Here is an 18029-nt window from a genome sequence, read left to right on the forward strand (position 1 = left end):
CATGGCTTTAAGCATGATTTCCACCACAGTCTCTGATATCGGCTTGGTGCGTAAGGACAATCAAGATTCGACTTTTGCAGGCGTTCGCCTTATTGCTGTATGCGATGGAATGGGTGGCCATGCTGGAGGAGATACAGCTTCCACTATTGCTATCCGCTCCCTTGCACACATCGAAAATATTCCCTTGGTAGCCAATAAAAACAAGGCTATTACGGATGTGGCCACTATGCTCTCCACGTCTGTTATCGCAGCCCATGATGCCATCGTGGGCAAGGCTCACCGAGAAAAATCTTTGGCCGGCATGGGCACCACGGTAACCAGCGTGGCTTTGGTCGCGGGGCATTGGGTGATTTCGCACATTGGCGACTCCCGTGCGTATCTTTTGCGCGAAGGCGAAATAATTCGCGTCACTAAGGATCATTCGTACGTGCAGCATCTCATCGACACCGGCCGCATCACCGAAGAAGAGGCGAAATCGCATCCTCAGCGCAATGTCGTCATGCGTGTGCTCGGCGATTTTGACATCGATCCGCGTCCAGATGTGTCCATTCACAAGGCTCAGGCTGGCGACCGCTGGTTGCTGTGCTCCGATGGTTTAAGCGGCGTGGTTAGCGAGGATTCCATTCGCGATACTTTGCTCACACATCCTCATATGCAAGAATGCGCGCAAACCCTGATTATGCTAGCGGAAAAGGGTGGTAGCACGGATAATGTCTCCGCGGTTATCGCCGATGCGTACGATGCGGACGACCCGAATATCCCGGTTTCCATGTCCCATGCCTCCGCGAAGATGTGCCTCGTTGCGGGAGCGGCGAGCAAGCAGCCTCAGACCATTGCTGATACCTTGAATTTGCTGGTAGCCGTGGCCCCAAAATTTGTATCAGAGGAATTAAATAATTCACCGGTACTGAAGGCTGCACAACTGACGGCCTCGAGCCAGCGTGCAGACGCCGCGGATAACTCAGCTGATTCTTACGATGCGGATGATAACGCCGATTATTCCGATTTCTTAGAAGACGAGGATTCGGATGCGCAGTACAGCGACGGTACGGACGATGGCTACGGTTACGGCTTAGACGACGATTATTCGTACGATGTCGACTACTCCGGCGGATATGACATGTACAGCGTGGTGGATGCACGTGCGCAACGCGAAGCTCAGGTTACGGTACGCGCAGGCTCTGTCTCGGATATTACGGATCAGTCAACGGATACAGATCTGGACTCCCGCTACGAAGTGCAGCGCATTGTGCGCCCAAATAGCGGTGGATATGTGTCTCCTGAGGATGCCGCCGTGGTGGCTGCTACGGGTGAAATTCCTATTATCCAGAAGAAAGATGGCTCCATCGTGGACGATCCTCATGACCCGGATGTTATGCAGGCCTTGCATATCCGCAAAATTGAGGATGAGCGTGATTGGAAGCGCAAGAAGACTCGTCGTCGTATTTTGTGGGCTATTCCTATTCTGCTACTACTTGCAGCCCTTGGCATTGGCACGACCCTGACATATAACTGGAGCCAGAACCACTATTTCATCAAAGAAAATAATGGCGTAGTGGCGATTTATCAGGGCGTAGACACGGATATCTTTGGATACTCCCTCAGCCACGTGCTGGAGGATACGAGTATTTCTATGGCGGATCTACCTCAGGGTTGGCAAGAGCGTATTTCTAAGGGCATCGATTCGCAGAGTTATGCGGATGCGCGAGATACGATTCAGACTTTGGAAAATGAGGTTCAGAAGAGCCAGTCCGGCAACTCGAGCCAGTCTGTGCAATCGGAGCAGTCGGGAAGCCAGTCGAGTAACTCGTCAGAAAACTCATCTAGTAGCTCATCTGACAGTTCATCGAGTGGCTCGTCCACCAGCCAAACAGGGAGTAGCCAGTGAAAAAAGAGCTTCTCCATCAAATCACGCTTCTCGCTTTAGTCGCACTCGCCGCAGTTATCGGCTTTTTGCAGATGTTTGAGAAGGTGGCCGGCGGCCTCCCACAGAGGTACACCACCCTTCTGATTGCTATTACTGCACTGAGCATCATCGTGTGGTTGATTTTGCGTTTTACGAAAAAATATGCAAACCAAAATTTCTTCTTTGGCGTGCTTTTGCTCACTCTTGTGGGCAGTATGGAAATCATCCGCATCGACTTCGAAAATGCTGCCTTAGGACGCGATTCCGCAGCCGGCATGAATCAGCTTGTCTGGTTTGTGCTCGCCTTAATACTCATGTCCGGCATACTCATAGCGGTCAATGATTACCGTATTTTTAGGAAATTCAGCTATATTTCTATGGTTATCGGCCTGATTTTGCTGTTTTCTCCGATGGTTCCAGGTTTGGGCGTGACGATTAATGGTTCGCGCATTTGGATTAGCATCCTCGGGCATAGTGTGCAGCCGGCCGAATTTGCCAAGATTTTTATGGCAATTTTCTTCGCTTCCTATCTTTTCGATCACCGCGATCAGCTTGCCGTCGGTGGTAAGAAAATAGGCGGTTTGCATCTGCCACGTTTGCGTGACTTGGGTCCTATTATTGTGGTGTGGGCGGCGTGCATGGGCGTGCTCGTATTGCAACGCGATTTGGGCACAGGTTTGCTGTTTTTCGCTATGTTTGTCTGCATGCTGTACGTGGCAACCGGTCGCACAAGTTGGATTCTTATCGGATTGGTCTTCTTCCTCATTGCTGCATTTGCCGCTGTGAATCTCTTTAGCCATGTCGGCAACCGTGTCGAAGCATGGTTGCACCCCTTTGACCCGCAGGTGTATGAGGCAGTGGGCGGATCGCAACAGCTCGTCACCGGTATTTTTGGTCTCGCGGCTGGCGGTTTGCTCGGTACTGGCTTGGGCCAGGGTTATCCAGCCTTAACGCCGCTTGCAAATTCGGACTTTATTTTCTCCTCCTTGGGCGAGGAGCTGGGGCTGACAGGAATTTTTGCAATTCTGGCCATTTACGCTGTCATTATCGGCACGGGCATTGTCACGGCTATAAAGGTGAAAGACGGTTTTGGCAAGCTGCTCGCATCCGGCCTGGTCTTCACCATGGCATTCCAAGTTTTCACCGTTATCGGTGGCATTACGTTGGTTATTCCGCTCACCGGTTTGACCTTGCCATACATGGCTGCCGGTGGTTCGAGTTTGATTGCAAACTGGGTTATCGCCACCCTGTTGCTTATTATTTCCAACCAGGCGAATAAGCCCGATGCGGATGTCAGCTCGGATACTTTTGCTATGGCTGCCATGGAAGTGATTCAGGAAAAGCAGGAGCAAGAAAAGCAGCGCGAAAAGCTGGCTCAGCGCGAGTCCCGAGCTATCACTTCGGAAGCTATCCCAGTGACGCAGGCGAATGATACGGATACTGAAGCGGCAGAGACTGAGGCTGAAAACGTAACCGAAAACACCTCGGATGCTACTACCGACGATACCTCTGCTCCACCAGCAGCCCACCATCGCGCGCGCAATACCCAAGAATGGGGTCATTACGATGCTGAGGACGCGAGCGAGGATGCGGACGCTTCTGAAGGCACTTCCGCCGATGCGTTGGCAGGCGATGCAGATCTTTCTACGCCTCCACATCCGGGACGGCATAGCGCAGACCATCAGCCGGCGGACGAATCGAATATTACAAAAGAATTCAAGCTCGTCGCCTCCTTTGATGACGTAGAGCTGCCTCACGCCTCTGCCCAGTCTGCTCAGTCTGCGAACGCAGAGGAAGTAGATGATTTCGAGGGTCTCCAGCATTTCTTTGCTGATGACACGGATGATACAGACGATACAGATAACAATCACAACGACCCACAGGACAAGGAAGGACGGGAACGATGAACCGCACATTGCGCCATATTTTCTACGTTGTTATCGCCCTTTTCGTTGTTTTGGGCATCTCCTCGAGCATTTTGATGGTCGTGTATTCGGATACGTTAAACTCCGATACGCGCAATACGCGCGCACTGTATCATGAGTATTCTTTGCCTCGTGGTTCTATTCTCGCCGCCGATGGCACGGTGTTGGCCAGTTCCACCGAATCGGATGATCTCTTCACCTACCAGCGTTCTTACAGCGCCGGCCAAGTCTATGCACCTGTCACAGGCTATTTCTCGGTGACTGTACGCGCAGACCGCGGGCTGGAAGCTTCTCGCAACGCGCAGCTTTCAGGCCAGTCGAATTCCCTGTGGATTTCCAAACTGCGTAGTTTAATCACCGGTTCGAAAAATTCTGGCGCCATTATTACCACCTCCATCGATACAAAATTGCAAAATCTCGCCTACGAAATGCTGAAAAAAAACGGCTATGATGGCGCGGTTGTGGCAATGGAGCCCAGCACCGGTCGCATTTTGGCCATGGCATCCACGCCAAGTTACGATCCAAATTCTTTGGCCAGCCACGATACCGCAGCCGTGGCTCAAACGTATAATTCGCTTGCACAAAGCGACTCCAGCCCGCTGATCAACCGCGCAACGAGCCAGCTGTATTCCCCGGGATCCACCTTCAAAGTGGTAGTGGCTGCTGCAGCTTTGGAGTCAGGTGAATACACCAAGGATTCCATGATTCCTGCAGGCGCGAGCTATACCTTGCCAGGTACTCAAACGGAACTGCCAAACGCTATTTCCGCCGGAAACGGTACGAATGGCGAAATTTCCTTAATCAATGCTTTGACATACTCGTCCAATACTGCGTTTGCTCAATTAGGCGTGGCTTTGGGCGAAGACAAGGTCTACGCTATGGCGAAAAAGCTGGGATATGGCAGCACCATTACCATCGATGGCTCAGATAATATGGGCGTGCCAATGACGGCCGTGGCCTCGCACTTCCCCAGCTCTATGAGCGCGGACAAGTTGGCGTTAAGCTCTATTGGACAGTCGGATGTCACCACCACCCCATTGCTGAACGCCATGATTGCGTCAACCGTGGCCAATGGCGGTGTCATGGTGAAGCCAACCTTAGTCGACTCCGTGCGCGCCAGCGATTTATCCGTCATTTCCGAACGCAACACCACCGTGCTATCCGAGGCATTCAGTTCAAATACAGCCTCCGAACTCAACACCATGATGCAGTCCGTTGTGGAGAATGACACCCCAACGTTGAAAATGAATGATATAAAAATTGCCGCCAAAACAGGTACCGCCGAGCTAGGCAATGGCACAAATAATGGTTGGATGATGGGATTTGCGCCAGCCGATGGTACGCCAAAAATCGCAATTAGCGTGGTATTGCACGGCATCCAGGGCTACGGCATCCAAGAAGCAGGACCTATCATGCGTTCCCTCATCCAGGAGTATCTCCAATGAGACTAGTAGAAGGACAGTTAATTCACCGCCGATACCGCTTGGACAAGCGCTTGGCGCAGGGCGGCATGGGTGAAGTATGGCGCGGCGAGGATATGGAAATTCATCGCACCGTAGCCATCAAAGCCATGCGCGCCGATCTAACCGTAGACGACTCCAAGCTGCGCCGTCTTCGCGCCGAAGCCCGCAATTCGGCCAATCTTGCACACCCAAATATTGCTGCACTGTTTGAATACTACGAAGACAATGGCATCGGCTACCTCATTATGGAGTACGTGCCGAGCCCAAGCCTTTCGGAAATATACAAAAAGTGTGGGGCTATGCCCGCCACCGAGCTGCTCCCTATCCTGATTCAAACGGCGCGTGGCCTATTTGTGGCGCACTCTCATGGAATTATTCACCGTGATGTGAAACCTGCGAATATTATGGTTTCAGATACGGGAGAAGTGAAAATTACAGATTTTGGCGTTTCCTACTCCACGGACCAAGGGCAAATTACCCAAGATGGTATGGTTGTAGGAACTGCACAATACATCTCACCTGAGCAAGCTCAGGGTGAGCAGGCCACTCCGCAATCGGATATTTACTCGCTGGGCGTGGTGGCCTACGAAGGTTTATGCGGGCACAGACCATTTACCGGCAAGACTCCGGTGGATATCGCTGCTGCCCACGTCAATGAGGCAGTGCCACCTCTGCCCGATGCAATTGATTGGCAATTACGTGAATTTGTTATGAGTATGCTGGCAAAAAACCCAGCAGATAGGCCAGAAAACGCGCTTGTTATTTCTCGAGTACTGGCAAAAATTGAACGTCGATTGCTCGATGCAGAGGCACGCGAAGCCACGGAAGAGTACGGCGTTGGCTCGGACGACGGATCGCGCGGACGGCATTCCTCACGGGCATCCCGACGAAACGGCGATGCTTCCCCACGAATAGTACGTAGTACTGAATTTTATCCACGATTTATTTACACAGCAGACGCAAAGGAAGGCGAACGATGAGTATTTTTACACCATCGACTCTCTCCCACGGACGGTATACTGTCGGCGAGCTGATAGGGCACGGCGGTATGGCAGAAGTGCGCAAAGGAATTGACACTCGATTGGGTCGAACCGTTGCAATCAAGATCATGCGTTCAGACTTGGCAAATGATCAGACCTTCCTTAAGCGTTTCCGTTTGGAAGCTCATTCCATTGCCTTGCTGAACAATCCGAATATCGTATCCATTTTCGACACCGATGAAGAGGAGATCACCGACCCAGACACCGGGCGCTCGGTGCGCATCCCGTATATCGTGATGGAGTATGTCAAGGGTCAGACCTTGCGCGATATTTTGAAGGTGAACGGCCCTTTGAACCAGCGCGATGCAAGCCAGATTATGCTCGGCATGCTCAATGCTCTGGAATATTCGCACCGTATGGGCATTATCCACCGCGATATCAAGCCGGGGAACATCATGATCAGCGAGCAGGGTGCCGTGAAGGTCATGGACTTCGGCATCGCGCGCATGTTGGATGATTCGGCTGCCACCCTGACGCAAAGCCAGGGTGTGGTGGGAACTGCACAATACTTGAGTCCAGAGCAGGCGCGAGGCGAGGTCGTGGATACGCGTTCGGACTTGTACTCTGCCGGGTGCGTGCTGTACGAAATGCTGACGGGACGTCCGCCATTTACAGGCGATTCGGCGGTGGCCATTGCATACCAGCACGTCAGCGAGCGCGCGGCGAAACCAACCGAGGTTATCCCTGCTTTGAATCCTATATGGGATGCAGTGTGTGCCAAGGCGATGGCGAAAGATCGTACGCAGCGTTACGGTACTGCGGCTCAATTCCGTAAGGATATTGCAACCATTGCTGCTGGTGGCACGCCTGTGATTGAGGGCATTGAGAAGATTCTGCCTATGGCGGCGGGCGCGGCGGCTGGGGCAGGCTTGGCTGGAGCGGGTGTGGCGAATGCTGCCACCGATCCCGGAGCTACACAGACTTTGCCTCCAACGCAAACTTTGCCTTTGCAGGGAACGCAGAATTTCGATGACCTAGACTTTGATGATGCGGGTGTGGCCAGCCTTGCTAATGCCACCTCGAACGCACCGTCTCAGCAGAGTCGTGCGCAGCAGCGTCAGGCGGCTCTGGCGCAAAAACAGAAGAAGCGTCGGAACATCATCATGTGGTCTGTAGTGGCCCTGCTTGTGATTCTTGCAGGCGTGGGTGGCGCGTTGTGGTTTACGAGTAACTCTGCTGCAACGGCAACTGTGCCAACCATTACAACGTCCATGACGCAAGCGCAGGCGAAGCAGGCCGTGGAGCAGGCTGGATTTGTGTTCCAGGCGGAAGTGGATTCAGAATCCACAGCGGATGCGGGTACCTTTACGAAGCAATCGCCTGAGGGTGGCCAGTCTGCAAAGAAAGGTAGCACAGTAACCGTGTGGTTCTCCGCTGGGCCGCAGTCCGTGTCTGTGCCGGATGTATCGGGGAAGACTCAGGACCAGGCTAAGTCCGAGCTGGAGAGCGCTGGTTTTAAGGTCGGATCGATTTCTGCTGAAGATTCCGATAGTGTGGAGAAGGATTTGGTCACGCGTACGGATCCTGCTTCCGGCTCGAAGGCTACCAAGGGTTCTACAATTAAGCTGTATATTGCCTCTGGAAATGTGTCTGTACCAACCGGTTTAATCGGGCAAACACAAGATGCAGCAACGGCGATTCTTACGCAGCATCACTTCTCTGTGGTGGTGAAGGATGGCGACTACAGCGACAGCGTGCCAGAGGGTTCGGTGTCGAGTGTGGAGCCGGCTGAGGGGTCATCTGTGGCGCAGGGCTCGACCGTGACTATCGTGATTTCGAAGGGTGCAAAGCCTGAGGAGACGGTGTCTATCGATCCAAGCGATTACGTGGGTCAGACCTATAAGAACGCCACGTGGGCGTTGAGCGTGCTTGGTTTCACGGCTTCGGCACAGTCCGGAGAAAGCCCATCCGATAGCTCTGTGGTCACGCATATCTACGCTAACGGCACGGAAATCACCTCAACTACGAGTGTGCCTAAGGATGCAACCATTACGTTGAGCACTTCTGGGTCATCCGGGTCGTCGTCTTCGGGATCGAATTCCGGGTCGAATTCGAGTAACTCGAGCAACTCGTCCGGGTCGAATTCGTCGAGTTCGTATAGATCGAGAAGGTAGTGGGATGTGATCCTCTCTGCGTCCGGGGCTGGGAGGCTGGTCTGGGCCTCGCCATCTCGCACTGAGGATGAGGGCTTCCTAGCGTGCTAGCTGGACGATCTCAGAGCCGTTAGACAAAAGAGCATGCATCTCGTGAAGATGCATGCTCTTTTGTTTGTGCCCTTGGAGAGTTTTTGCAGACGTGACCGCGTGCCGGTTCCTCGCGAATTCGAGCAAAAAGCAATTAACGTTTTTTGCAGATCGAACCAAGGAACTCACATTGGACACTCACATCACAAAGTCGCGGATGGTTGCGCTTCTGTTTTGAACTTTATGATCGGGCGGGAGCGCGATTTCGTCATGTTTTTTGCAGAACGTCCCATTTTCGGGTACTCAATCCCGAAAATATCAGTCAAAATGGTCACTTGTGCAAAAAACATAGGTCGTAATCGATTTTTACGGCTCTCACTACAGTTTTTTGCATATGTGTCCATCCAGACCACACGAGCGCATCAAAAAGCATATGAAAAAGGGACGTTCTGCAAAAAAACATTGCAAAACATCCCTACATAGCTCAAAACTTTGCGCCAACCCACGAAAACAATGCCCTTGGGTTTTGGCACGCCCCGGGCTGACCTGGCCGACCTCACACGTCAACCTCCCTCGAGAAAGCCCCAAAGAGCCCCCATCGGTCTTGGCCTAAGCCCCAGCACTTCCGCCGGCCAGCGCCGCTATCCCACAGACACGTAATTCGACGAAATCTGCAAATAAGGTACATTCGCCGCCGCCCAAGGGTATCCCCACTGGAAGAGCGCCACAGCAGCAATCAAAGCCAGCAAAAGGAACAATACAATGCGCACTACGAGCACACCCGGCTGGTGACGCATAATCCACCCCAAAATGCTGACCACGCGAGCAGAACGTGGGCGTTCCTTGTACGCGCGCAGTGCTGGGAATCGCCAAGCAATTGCAGCCGCCAAGGCAATGACCACATATGCCACAATCAGCCACACAATGAGCTGGCTCAAATCTGGAATTTGCGATGACCACGAGCGTGCAGAATCCGTCGTAAAGCTGACCTTACCATCGGAGCTCTTTTGCACCAACACATTCGGCACACCATCAGATACATTCGACCAGCTCACCAGCTTGCCGTACACAATCAATCGGTGCGTTGGCGTCGCATATTTTGGCTCGCACGTCGTCAAAGTGATGTAACGCTCGGTTGGCGTCTGCCCGATGTTGTGCGGCACAGGCGCCACCACATCGCCCTGGTCTGGCGTTACGATTTCGGTGCTGTCATATTGATAGACATACCAATAATTTTCCGTGCGAATGACAATATAATCGCCATTTGTCAACTTATCGGCATCGCCCAATGGCTCACCATATCCGGCACGGTGCCCTGCGATTGCAAAATTGCCCACTTCGCCTGGCTTTTGAGAATTTGCATAATGCCCCAAACCGTGGCGCGCCAATTGCGCATCATCGGTACCTTCGACCACAGTTCGTGACCAATTCTGCCCAAACCGCGGCACGTAAATTTTGCCAATTGTGTCACCATTCGCCCAATTTGTGGATTCCACAGGCGCGGTATCTGCAGGATTATCCGGCGCCACGTTGACACTACCATCCTGGTTTTCCGATGTCGTCCACGAGGATGTGGTGGCATCGTTCAACTGCGTTTTTTCGGCCTCGACCCCGGTCCACCACAATTGCCACACGATATACAGCGCACTGACTACCGCAAAAATAATGAGGATTTCGCCCACAATGCCAAGGATAGAATTGAAAACCCCCGGTCCGCGCGATTTTCTCCGTGAACGCCTCGTGCCTTCGACGGGTTCGTAACTATTCATATTCTCATTCATTGTTTAATTCCTACAAATTTGTACATATGCGAGCTTGTAGTCTTATAGCCTAGCTGATGTCTCAGCGTTGAGCCGTAGCATATTTCAACGGCTGAACCGTGGTTGTCACTTCCTGAAAGACCAAATTTTGACTCGTTTCAAGAGTCCACCCCAAGCCATCCGCCTCCACATACTGCTTGTATATTTGCACTGTCTCAGAGCTATTAATTGTAGCGGTAAGCTCCGTTATATCGCCGATAGCCGAAATTTTGTAGGGTGGCGCATATTGCTTGCCATTGAGAAGCAATACGTTTCCGATACATTTAATTGCCGATGTCGGCTGCAATCGTTGGTCTTGGATAGTTATCGCGTCGGCGCCACCGGCCCACATCGCGTTCACTACCGCTTCGATATCTTGTTGATGCACTACATAATCGTTCGGATTCGCGTTTTTATCTTTGGAAACCTGCTCCCATTTTTGCGAATCGTTCAGCGTAACTGTAACGCCCGCCCCTTGAATCGCAGGCAACACAGTCGATGCCGACGTTGCATCCGCAGAATTTGACGAGACCGAATCATCCGAATCTGAAGAATCTGCAACAATACTTTGCAAAGTTTCAATCTGCTTCGCCTTCTCATCGATATCCGCTTGCAAACTATCAATGCGCTTTTGACGGCTTGCAATGACCTCAATGGTATTGGAATGATACGCATTATCAGAATTATGCACATTCGTCACTGCGCTCCACCCAACCAGCGCAAATGAAATCAAAGTGCCAATTGAACTTATCAATCTTTTCTTACGCGAATGGCGAGCGAATTTCTTTTTGCGCGGCCCCGAATTATGGGAATGCGCAGCAGTTTCATCAGTCATGAAATACCGCCTTATCATGTACTAACCGAATTCCCATGCTTTTATTACTATATCTATTAGCGTAAACCAAAAGGAGAAGCTTTCATGGCTCAAAACGAAGAAACACCAGAGACTTCGGAAGAACTGCTGGACAATGCTGCCGAGGCAGTTGCAACAACGAATCCAAGCACATTAGATGTGCAGGATGATGTAACGTCTGAATCTGCTCAGGATGCCTCTAATCAGGATGCAGCAGAAACATCTGAAGAAGAGGCCGAAGTTGCAGAGGCAGAGGAATCGGATGAGGAAGAACTCTCTGCTGCAGACTTGGCGGGTATTCGCGCTGCCGAAGCGATGAAGAAGACTCTGGAACACCCTGAGTCCCTCAGTCCTCGCGTGCAGGCTGCAGTAAAGCGCACCGAGGATGAAACGCGCCGCGTAGAAAAAACAGTAGAAGGCACCAAGTCCAATCCATCTTGGTATGTGCCGCTGTTCAGCTTCTTCCTCGTGCTCGGACTTGTATGGGTTATCGTGTTCTATCTCAAGTCTGGCTACCCAATCCCTGGACTCGGCTACTGGAACCTCGCAATTGGTTTCGCAATCATGATGGTGGGCTTCGTGCTCATGATGTCGTGGCATTAAAGTCGAGACCTGTAAGGTATAGCCATTAAACGTGCGGCTGCGATAGCGGGGCGAGGCTCATGTATCAAGCTCTTCGGGGCTTGACTCTATAGCGTGGAGGTTGCTGCGTCCTGCTGTCCTGCTTGCTTACTTGGCCAACTCGCGGGGATTGCTTTTTTTGGAAGCTCTTATGCTGCTTCGTAAGCTATTTGCGGGTGCTTGAGTTATTTCGCGTACACCGCTTCAGTACTGGCTTGAATATGTTGCATTTTTTGCACAAAGGACCATGTTACCGAGATTTTCTCAAACATGGTCCTTTTTTGCACTTCGACCCATTTCTGAGCGGAAACTCGTCTGATTGATCCTCGAAATGGGTTGAGTTGCAAAAATCCGCCTCTAAATCGAAAACTAACCACATATTCTGACGGGAAAATCCTTCCCTCGCCAAATTATCAGCAAATATTAGCCAACCATCAGCGGCACCAACCACGCGAGCACAAGCAACACAGCCATTCCGGAGCCATATACGGCCATGCGCTTATTGATGCTGGCCGATCTGAGCCCCACGAAGCCGTGCATCATGAGCAACGACAGCACCCCGCCAGCAATAAACCCACCAAGATGCGCCTGCCATGCAACGTTTCCCATAAAAATCGGCAAGAACAACATGACAAACAAGAAGAACATCATCCCCCTCGTTTGTACGCCAATTCGGTTGTAAACGGTCATCATCGCCGCGAACAACCCGTAAATCGCGCCAGAAGCACCCATAGCTGCAGATGCCAGGTTCCCGGGCCAAAGTGCAAAAAGTACACTTCCGCCGAGCATGCTGACAAGGTACATGCCCAAGAAAGCCCAATGTCCAAGGAGCTTTTCCATCTGCTTACCCACGAAATACAACGTCAGCATATTCATCAGTAGGTGGATTATCCCGGTATGCAAAAAACCGGAAGTAATGAGCATCCACGGATTGCTGTACGCCAGCGCGGGAATTAATGCAAATTTTGCATTAAAGACCAAAGTGGCTCCTGGGATCAATTGCAAAATTTGCTGGACGATAAAAATCACCACATTAATCACGACAAGAACTTGCGTGATGTTCTCGCCATTCATGCGCCAATTATTGCGCCAACGCCTACTAAAACGTTGCCAATTTTCTTTCAAATCTGTTTGTGTGCGATTCGGATTTCGAGGATCCCATGGTCCTGCAGGGCCGGAATCGCCGCGAGTAAATGGATTAGTCATACGGATAATCTTATATGCAGCACGATTCAAAAGCGACGAAATCAAATTGAGCATAACCACACCACATTCACAATTTCGCGGTAAAATGAAAACAGAAACTCACCATGAGGGTGAGGCACTTGACGAAAGGAGCACTACATGGAGAACAATCGATCAGGTAATGGCTGGAAGTTCTTCGCGCTACTTTTTGGCGCTATGCTCGCAGGCGTCGTGGGCTTGTACATATACAGGAAGCAGAATCCAGAGTATGATCCATGGGAGGAACCATGGGAGAACTCGTCTTCTCCTGTAGATTTAGGCAACAGCGCAGCTAAGGAACTTGCTGTAGAATCTGAAGACGTTGCAGATGAAGAGGATACAAGCAAAAAGTAGGAAGTAATACTCCAGTGATTACTACTCGGTAATGCAGAGGAGCCACGCGAAACACCCGGATTTGTATAATGCTACATTTTAGTGCATAATATATTTAAGGTAAGTGAAGAAGTTTCAAATTTATTTGGTGACTGAACCATTACCCATGTCTTGACAGACATTTTGTTTCATCGCCGAAAGGCCGCGGAATGGGAGACGTGCGAGCGTCTCCCATTTTGTGTTTCTGATGGGGATTTGTGTTTTTTGCATTTTGGACTAGGCTACAGCATCGTAAATCCGAGCAGGTGCTTCTCTTCGTGGATATTTTTGTTCCATCGTGTGTTTTTCTAGGATTTTTTGCATTTCATCCCATCGCGTGGCGCATTTACCTATAAAACCGCACAAATATATGGTCTCATCTGCAAAAAACCGCAGCAGATCGCATCTATAAGACTTCAGGGGGCAACAAAAAAGCTCAACTCCTGATCCTATCTTCCCAACTAGGAATTAATTATGTTGATATAGGCCTAAAACGCCACATTTTTTGCAAATCATCCCGCTTTCAGCAGTTCTTACTACCCATTCAGGCAAAATCTGGTACGAAATGCAAAAAATCGAGCAATCCTCTCGCTCTATGCAAAACAAAACATTAAATCTTATCCGAACAACACCTATTAGTCACGAAAATCGTGCGAGATCACTCTACCGCTACAATCACGAATTCAGCTATTCCAGCGAATGCAAGGTCACATCGCCTAAACGCATAGCAAGCAAGCGTTTTCTCCGACTCTGCTCGAACTTTGACACCATTGGAACACCCGCAAGTTTTAACTTCGAAAGCATCGCGTTTCCTCCATTCCTCACAGCCTCCGCAAATTGAAATCGTATTACTTTATATCCACACAGATTCAGCGCCGTTTCCCGATCTTTCTCCCGCAATGCTACCTCCATGAGGTCTCGGTTTCCTTGTTGCGCAAGCATTTGAGGGTTCACATATTTGTCACGCCCGTCTAATTCTGCAGCAATATATTTGAAATTCTTTTTCGATTTTCCTATATTTTTGAGTTTCCATACAAAGTCGGGCCTAATTACTCGAGTTGACTGCAAAGTTGCTGCTTTTGTGCGTTTCATACGAAATAGAGGATTATTTATCACCGACTGTAGTTTTGGAAGTTCAAATCCTCCACGAATCATAATCGCTCTGCACAGTGATTCTCCTCCATTTTCAGAAGATGAATCGATAAACTTTGCTTTAAACTGGGCAACTCGTGCTTTCCAACACCGTTGTCGTTTTATGACAAAGTTTCTGATTTGAATATACGATATTTTATAGATTCGCGATAGTGCATCACAGACAATCAATGCCTGATCAAACGGCAACATACGCATACAATCAAAAATGGTTTGCAAAGGCGACGTCACAAACATGCCATGCATGACGCCCATCCTGTCATCCAGAGCAAGATAGCCGTTATTGCGCAATTTTTTACGATCAAACTCCTTCGTACATATTTTTTTATATTTTGGAGCCGAACGACAATCTTTTATGTAATGAAAACGAACCGGTAAAGTTTTTCGCCTACCCGTTGCTGTATGCTGATCGACTGCAAAATGCACGTTTCGATGAAATTTTGGATGAATGACGGCGCCGTGAAGCGCGGCAGCAGAAACAGCAGAGACCACCCAATTCCTATGTTTTTTAGCCATTGCAACTATGCGAGCTCGAATTTGTTCAGAGTTTGAGAGCTCATCCCATTTGTGGGATTCTACAAATCCGCCGGGAATAGGCTGAACGATTTTGCCTTGTTTCACTCTTCGCAACAGACGCCTTCGCTCGTTTCGGCACGAGGGCTGTTGGATTGTCTCTGTGAGCTGAGCGCCTGATCTGTTTATTTCATGCATACCCCTACTGTGTATGAGAAGGAGACACTGGAGCGAGTCCAGACCAGAATGTTTACGAATGTGGATAATTCGTTACGGGCGGGATTGTCTTGCTTTGTTTTGTTTTATATTGCTTTGCATCGTTACGTTTTGTGTAGAGCAACTTTTCCGACGCATTCACCCGTGTTTATGGTATGTTTTTTGCAGATGGGACCATTTTGTCTCATATATGCCCTCAACGGTACGCATAAATGGTCATATCTGCAAAAAGCGGGCATATCAATACCCAAAGCACCTTGTACAATCAGAATCATGCCAGTAATCAAACAAACCGATATCCTCGAAGGTGAAACTGCACTCAAAAATTGGGCACGTCTTGCTAAAAATGAAGCAGAAATGGCCCATAACACGACCGATCTTTTGTCGATTTCCCCAAAACTCGCCCGGCGTGAAATGGCAATGGCGGTCCGGTATTCACTCTATATGTTGCAATTGCGCGCACCCGGTCCGGGAGTAGAAGTCCGCGTCGCACCTTTTGCCGCAGTCAAAGTCTTAGAGGGACCAAAATCCGACCCCCACAACCTGACTCCTCCTGACGCGATTGAGCTCGAGCCCGCCGTCTGGCTGCGTCTGGCGTGTGGCATCACTATGTGGACTGAGGAAAAAGAGGCAGGGAACATTTCGGCGATAGGTGAGCGCGACGACCTCAGTGGAGTGCTGCCACTTCCGATTGACTAAAGTCTCGTCTTTTTGACTAGCTTTTCGTGGAATTTTTTGCAAGTGTGACCATTTCTGTCTGATTTTTCTGCTGAATTGAGAATTTCATGGTCCGATTTGCAAAAAACTCGTCCAAAATCGCCCCCCCCCAAAAAAATGCAATGGGCGCCCAGCCATTTCAGCCGAACGCCCATTGTCACATTCTTGAGTCTGCCCTATGCTGCGGGTCATAAACACCGAGCGAAACTTCCGCCCAACCTCGCCTGTTCCGGCTTAACCCAGCAAAATCGCCGAAGAAACGCCGATTTCAAGCGCAAGAAAAAGTCTACTAACCAGTTACTGCTAACTAGTAAACCATGCCCATTGCCTCACGCACCTCGTCGAGAGTCTGATTGGCGATTTCATTGGCACGCTTGTTGCCCTCGTGCAGGATGTCACGCACGGTGTCCATGTCCTTCGCCAACTCTGCACGACGCTCGCGATGCTCAGCCAAGAAGGAATTCACGGATTCGATGACATATGCCTTCAGTGCACCGCCGCCACCATTGCCAATCTCCTCAGCAATTTCGCGAGGGTCGCGCCCCGTCACGAGGCCGGCAGTCGTCAGCAAAGCAGACACCTGAGGGCGATTGACTGGATCGAAAGTAATCATGCGCTCGGAATCGGTTGGGCTCTTCTTGATAAGCTTGGCCGTTTCCTCGGCGGTCGCGCCCAACATAATCGAATTACCGTAAGACTTACTCATCTTGCGACCGTCAAGTCCTGGAATTTCAGGCGCATCAGACAGAATCGCCGCAGGCTCTGGGAAAACAGGGTTGTTCTTTGCATAACGTTCATTGAAGCGTCGTGCAATAGTACGTGTGATTTCAATATGTGGAAGGTTGTCCTTACCAATTGGGACAACGTTCGCTTTGCAAAAAAGAATATCGCATGCCTGATGCACAGGATACGTCAAAAGCAGACCTGTCAAGGCATGACCGGATGACTCCATTTCTGCTTTCACCGTTGGATTGCGATGGAGTTCGGCCTCGGTCACCAGCGACAAGAATGGCAGCATCAGCTGGTTTTCGGCGGCCACAGCAGAGTGCGTAAACATCATCGTTTTGGCCGGATCAATGCCCGCCGCCATGTAATCCAGCACCAGATTCAATACGTTGTCCTGAATATTGTCCGTGGTATCGCGGTCGGTAATTACCTGATAATCGGCAATAATAATATTGGTATTAACGCCCTTGTTTTGCATGGCAACGCGTTCTTTAATCGAACCAAAATAATGGCCCAAATGCAGGCGTCCCGTTGGGCGATCGCCCGTCAGCATGGTAAAAGCGCTTGGATTCTTTTCCAATTGTTCCGCTGTTTTATCCGACAACTCTTTCGCGGCTAAGAAGCTCGCGCTTAATTCGTTTCCCGCTGCTGTCATTTGTGGCTCTGTCATATCCGCTCCACTCTCTTTAGCTTCTTCGATAATTCTTCTTTAGCTTCTAGCCTATTTTGTTGTTATTTAGTGTAGAAGTTTTCTCCGACATTATGGGGTAGTGGTAACCTATGAGAGATGAATTAGATATGTTGCGCTTTTGAGCGCTTATGAGCAAGCGAAGGGGGTCAGATGGGCCGCGGACGCCAAAAGGCAAAACAAACAAAAATTGCCCGTAAGCTCAAATATCTGACAACTGATACAGATTACGACGAGCTCGCAAAGGAGCTTAGCCATCACGATGATGACGATGCAAACTTTGAAGCCGTTTCAGAAGAGCCAGTAGAATCCGTAGAAACTGGCGATTTACAAGAATCAGCAGATGTAACAGAATCAACAGATGAGGATTTGGACGATTATGCAGCGTGGGCTGCTCAGGCAGCAAAGCGCGCAGAAGCGAAACCTGCCGTTTCGCCAGTCAAGCATAAACCATTTCCAAAGATTCCAATGCCTGGAATTAAGCCAAAAAATTGAGGCACGCTGATTTTGCTAGAAAATCGTAAATAAGAGTTGGATTCTTGAGATTTCAATAATTTTCTCAAGAATCCAACTTTTTTATTGCCTAAATTTACTGCGATAAAGCGTCTCACATGCTAAGACAACAGCGCCG

14 protein-coding genes are annotated in these 18029 nt (G+C 50.1%); 9 read left to right on the top strand and 5 right to left on the bottom strand.

The genetic code is table 11. The features are described from left to right. The first annotated feature begins 1 nt into the window (after position 1). From D570_RS09735 to pknB, 5 genes are read left to right on the top strand one after another with little or no spacing between them, the layout of a single operon-like run. Positions 2–1888 carry a PP2C family protein-serine/threonine phosphatase gene (locus tag D570_RS09735; protein WP_018142791.1) on the top strand — a complete coding sequence of 629 codons (1887 nt, stop codon included), beginning with the start codon at positions 2–4 and terminating at the stop codon, positions 1886–1888. Beyond that, the gene (locus tag D570_RS08285; protein WP_018142792.1) at positions 1885–3813 is read left to right on the top strand and encodes an FtsW/RodA/SpoVE family cell cycle protein; all 1929 of its coding nucleotides are present in this window, start codon (positions 1885–1887) and stop codon (positions 3811–3813) included. Before D570_RS09735 ends, D570_RS08285 begins: the two co-directional genes overlap by 4 nt. Beyond that, positions 3810–5276, top strand: coding sequence for a peptidoglycan D,D-transpeptidase FtsI family protein (locus D570_RS0102345; RefSeq protein ID WP_018142793.1), 1467 nt, complete (start codon positions 3810–3812; stop codon positions 5274–5276). Before D570_RS08285 ends, D570_RS0102345 begins: the two co-directional genes overlap by 4 nt. Next, the gene (locus tag D570_RS0102350; RefSeq protein ID WP_018142794.1) at positions 5273–6274 is read left to right on the top strand and encodes a serine/threonine-protein kinase; all 1002 of its coding nucleotides are present in this window, start codon (positions 5273–5275) and stop codon (positions 6272–6274) included. Before D570_RS0102345 ends, D570_RS0102350 begins: the two co-directional genes overlap by 4 nt. After that, positions 6271–8448, top strand: a complete 2178-nt coding sequence (gene pknB, locus D570_RS0102355) for a Stk1 family PASTA domain-containing Ser/Thr kinase (RefSeq protein ID WP_018142795.1) — start codon at positions 6271–6273, stop codon at positions 8446–8448. The genes D570_RS0102350 and pknB overlap by 4 nt, the downstream gene beginning before the upstream one ends. A gap of 710 nt (positions 8449–9158) precedes the next feature. On the opposite strand, the gene D570_RS0102365 is transcribed toward pknB, so the two are convergent. Next, a complete protein-coding gene (locus D570_RS0102365) occupies positions 9159–10298 on the bottom strand; it encodes a class E sortase (protein ID WP_018142797.1) in 1140 nt (379 codons plus the stop codon). Positions 10299–10359: 61 nt separating this feature from the next. Next, the gene (locus D570_RS08290) at positions 10360–11151 is read right to left on the bottom strand and encodes a DUF881 domain-containing protein (protein ID WP_018142798.1); all 792 of its coding nucleotides are present in this window, start codon (positions 11149–11151) and stop codon (positions 10360–10362) included. Between the two features lie 84 nt (positions 11152–11235). Here D570_RS08290 and D570_RS0102375 point away from each other — a divergent pair, with 84 nt between their 5' ends. Further along, positions 11236–11772, top strand: a complete 537-nt coding sequence (locus tag D570_RS0102375; RefSeq protein WP_018142799.1) for a cell division protein CrgA — start codon at positions 11236–11238, stop codon at positions 11770–11772. 441 nt (positions 11773–12213) lie between these two features. Here the strand turns inward: D570_RS0102375 and D570_RS0102380 are convergent, their stop codons facing one another. Then, positions 12214–12996 (bottom strand): rhomboid family intramembrane serine protease, encoded by a 783-nt coding sequence (locus D570_RS0102380; protein WP_169331215.1) that lies wholly within the window; start codon positions 12994–12996, stop codon positions 12214–12216. Between the two features lie 138 nt (positions 12997–13134). Here D570_RS0102380 and D570_RS0102385 point away from each other — a divergent pair, with 138 nt between their 5' ends. Beyond that, positions 13135–13368 (top strand): hypothetical protein, encoded by a 234-nt coding sequence (locus tag D570_RS0102385; protein WP_018142801.1) that lies wholly within the window; start codon positions 13135–13137, stop codon positions 13366–13368. Positions 13369–14073: 705 nt separating this feature from the next. Here the strand turns inward: D570_RS0102385 and D570_RS0102390 are convergent. Then, a complete protein-coding gene (locus tag D570_RS0102390; RefSeq protein ID WP_018142802.1) occupies positions 14074–15159 on the bottom strand; it encodes a hypothetical protein in 1086 nt (361 codons plus the stop codon). Between the two features lie 381 nt (positions 15160–15540). Here D570_RS0102390 and D570_RS0102395 point away from each other — a divergent pair, with 381 nt between their 5' ends. Beyond that, positions 15541–15966 carry a sterol carrier family protein gene (locus D570_RS0102395; RefSeq protein WP_026181798.1) on the top strand — a complete coding sequence of 142 codons (426 nt, stop codon included), beginning with the start codon at positions 15541–15543 and terminating at the stop codon, positions 15964–15966. Positions 15967–16291: 325 nt separating this feature from the next. On the opposite strand, the gene trpS is transcribed toward D570_RS0102395, so the two are convergent. Beyond that, the gene (gene trpS / locus D570_RS0102405) at positions 16292–17380 is read right to left on the bottom strand and encodes a tryptophan--tRNA ligase (RefSeq protein ID WP_018142805.1); all 1089 of its coding nucleotides are present in this window, start codon (positions 17378–17380) and stop codon (positions 16292–16294) included. 171 nt (positions 17381–17551) lie between these two features. Here trpS and D570_RS0102410 point away from each other — a divergent pair, with 171 nt between their 5' ends. Then, complete coding sequence (locus tag D570_RS0102410; protein ID WP_018142806.1) at positions 17552–17893, top strand: DUF3073 domain-containing protein; 342 nt, start codon at positions 17552–17554, stop codon at positions 17891–17893. The last annotated feature ends 136 nt before the right edge of the window (positions 17894–18029 follow it).

The sequence above is a fragment of the Alloscardovia criceti DSM 17774 genome (assembly GCF_000376885.1).
Lineage (GTDB): Bacteria > Actinomycetota > Actinomycetes > Actinomycetales > Bifidobacteriaceae > Alloscardovia > Alloscardovia criceti.